General features: G+C 72.8%; 3 protein-coding genes. 1 reads left to right on the forward strand and 2 read right to left on the reverse strand.

Annotated features, from left to right (window positions below):
• Together ACXJKL_RS18325 and ACXJKL_RS18330 are read right to left on the reverse strand one after the other, a co-directional pair.
• A partial coding sequence (locus ACXJKL_RS18325) for a histidine phosphatase family protein (protein WP_457208435.1) occupies positions 1-708 on the reverse strand: 708 nt, incomplete at its 3' end.
• A 52-nt stretch (positions 709-760) separates the two neighbouring features.
• On the reverse strand, positions 761-1,963 hold the full coding sequence (locus ACXJKL_RS18330; RefSeq protein ID WP_457208436.1) for a PucR family transcriptional regulator: 1,203 nt from the start codon (positions 1,961-1,963) through the stop codon (positions 761-763).
• 124 nt (positions 1,964-2,087) lie between these two features.
• Between ACXJKL_RS18330 and ACXJKL_RS18335 the strand changes: the two genes are divergently transcribed.
• Positions 2,088-2,996, forward strand: a 909-nt coding sequence (locus ACXJKL_RS18335; protein WP_457208437.1) for an AMP-binding protein, incomplete at its 3' end; no start/stop codon positions are given.

Genomic DNA, 2,996 nt, shown 5'->3' on the forward strand with positions numbered 1-2,996 from the left:
CCCGGAGGACTGAGCGGGCGGGTCGCCGGCCCGGTCCCGGAGCTCGTCGTCGGCGGCGTCGAGGTCACCGCCCGTCGGGTCAGGGGCGGAGGTGTCGTCCAGCCACGCTCCGCCCACCGGCTCGCGCTCCCACGAGACGACGACCCACCCGTCGTCCGGGTCGCCATCGAGGGTGATGCAGCCGGTGTTGTGCAGGCCCTCGTGGACGGGGGCGTGGTCGCCGGCCGCGCGGTGGGTGACCCACGTGCGGATGGCGGCTCCGTGGCTGACGACCAGGCTCACGTCGGCGCCGCCGGCGCAGACCTGCCCGATCGCGGCGTCGTACCGGGCRAGGAACTCCAGGCAGGTCTCGCCGCCCGGCATCCGGCGCCCGGTGTCGCCCTCGAGCCAGCCGCCGATGGTGCCCAGGAAGCCCTCGATCGCCGCGTGGTCGTTGCGCATCTCGAAGTCGCCCGCCGCGATCTCGCGCAGTCCGTCGTACGTCCTCGGGGCCAGGCCGAGGTCCTCGGCGAGCGGGGTCGCGGTCTGGGTGGTGCGGACGGCTGTCGACACCGCCACGTGGCCTATCCCCGCCATGGCGAGTGCCCGGGCGGCCGCCCGGGCCTGCCGTCGGCCCAGCTCGGTGAGCTCGTGCCCGGGGGCCGCGGTGTCGAGCGCGGCGGTCGTGTTGGCGACGGTCTGACCGTGTCGGAGGAGCATCAGGCGCATGCCTCAAGGCTAGGCCCGGTGGAGTGATTTGTTCCGGCGTACAACAACCAGGTCAAGCATCCCGGGACGGCGGCCACAACCGGGTGGCCTCGAGGGCGAGGTAGAGGTGCACGAGGTCGCTGGGGACGCGCAGGTCGCGTCCGGTCAGCCGGGTGACCTTGGCGAGCCGGTAGCGGACCGTGTTGGCATGGCAGTGCAGGAGCCTGGCGGCGTCAGCCGCGGAGCCCTGGGCTGTGTACCAGGCCCTCAGGGTCGTGAGGAGGAGCAGCTGCTCGTCGTCGCCCTGCTGCAGGACGCCGGCGAGCACCTCGTGGGCGAGCCCCATCGCGAGGTCCGGCGTCGCGGCCACGAGCGCGGCGACGCGGGCGTCCCCGAAGCGCATGACGACGTTCTCCCCGGGGGTCGCGGTGTCCCGGGCGAGCTGGGCCTGCGTCACCGCCTGCGGGGTGTCCACGATGGCCTCGAACGCCTCGCTGATCCCCACCCGCTCGACCGTCAGGGAGGTGAGGTAGCCCATCAGCCGGTCCACCCGGTGGCTGCGGTCGAGGCAGACGAGGCCGATCTCCCCGTCGGCCTCCGAGCGCCACGCGGAGCGCACCCCGAGCGAGGAGAGGGCGCGCTCCGCCGACGCGGGTGCGTCCTCCTGCTCGACCGGCCACGAGTCCGAGGCGACGACGACGAAGCGGCCGACCTTGGGCAGCCGGAGCGCGGTGGCGGCGTCGGCGAAGCCCTGGCTCGACACTCCCACTCCGCTGAACAACGAGGCGAGCGCGGCCTCGCGGACCCGGGCGCTGCGCAGCAGCCGCTCCGTCTCCACGTCCCGATAGGCGGCTGCGAGCTCCTGCGAGTACACGTCGACCGCGCTCCACAGGGCTGAGGCCGAGTCGAGCAGGGCGCGGCTGGTCGCCGGGTCGTCGTCGCACAGCCGGATCAGCCGCTCCCAGATGTGCAGCGCGGTGAGGCGGTAGGCGTGCAGGACGAGCGTCAGCGGGAACCGAGCCTCGGCGCGCTCGCGTCCGGTACGTCGCGGCGCGGCCAGGAGCGTGGTCTCGTTCACCATCACACTCTCGACCAGGCCGACGACGTTGGGGCGCACCGCGGTCGCCAGCTCCTCGAGGCCCATGAAGTCGACGTAGGCCGGTTCCTCCGCCCGGATGATCTGCGCCGAGCTGCAGGCGACGTCGTCGGCGTTGTCCAGCAGGAGCCCGCAGGCGCGCACCACCCGCGGGTCGGTCGTTGTTGCGTGAAGAGCCACCCGAGTCCCTCTCATTGTGCTGGCGAACAAAGAACTGCCGACGATGTGAGTGCCGTCACTATGGCCGACAGGCCGTGGCTGCACAACTGTGGGGCGCGTCACAACGTCCACGACGGAGTCCTGCGTGAACCTGGCCGAGAACCTCGAACGCACCGCCCGCGCTCGTGGGCGTTCTGCGGCGCTGACGGCAGGTGACCGGGTGACGACGTTCGGCGAGCTCGTCCGGGACAGCCGACGGGTCGCCGGCCTCCTCGATTCGCGCGGCGTGCGCCCCGACGACCACGTCGGGCTCGTGGTCCCGAACGTCCCGGAGTTCGCGGCGCTCTACTACGGGATCCTGCGCCTCGGCGCGGTGGTGGTGCCGACGAACCCGCTGCTCGGGGAGGAGGAGATGACCCGACACCTCGAGGACTCGGGTGCAGGCCTCCTGGTGGCCTGGTGGACGACGCGCGAGCACGTGGTGCCGGTGGCACGCACGCTGGGCATCGACGCCCTCCTGGTGGGGCCCGGAGCGTCAGGGGACCTGTGGGGTGATGCCCCGGAGCTCGACCGGGTCGAGCCGCGGGGGGCCGGGGACACGGCGGTGATCCTGCACACCTCGGGCACGACCGGCCGGCCCAAGGGGGCCGAGCTCACGCACGGCAACCTCGTGCGCAACTGCGAGGTCGTGGTCAACGACCTCCTGCAGCTGACGTCCGAGGACGTGGTCTTCGGCGGACTGCCGCTGTTCCACTCCTTCGGGCAGACGGTCGGGCTCAACGCCGCCGTCCGCGCCGGGGCGTGCCTCACCCTCCTGGCCCGTTTCGACGGCGCTGCGGCCCTGCGCGCCCTGCAGGACCAGAGGGTCACGGTGATGGAGGGAGTGCCCACGATGTACGCCGCGATGCTGCAGCAGCCGGACCGCGCCGACCACGACCTGTCCCGGCTGCGCGTGGGCATCTCGGGGGGCGCCCCGATGCCGGTGAGGGTGCTCCTCGGGTTCGAGGAGGCCTTCGACTGCCTCGTGCTCGAAGGATACGGACTGACCGAGACG

It is taken from the genome of Nocardioides sp. P5_C9_2, from assembly GCF_054049555.1.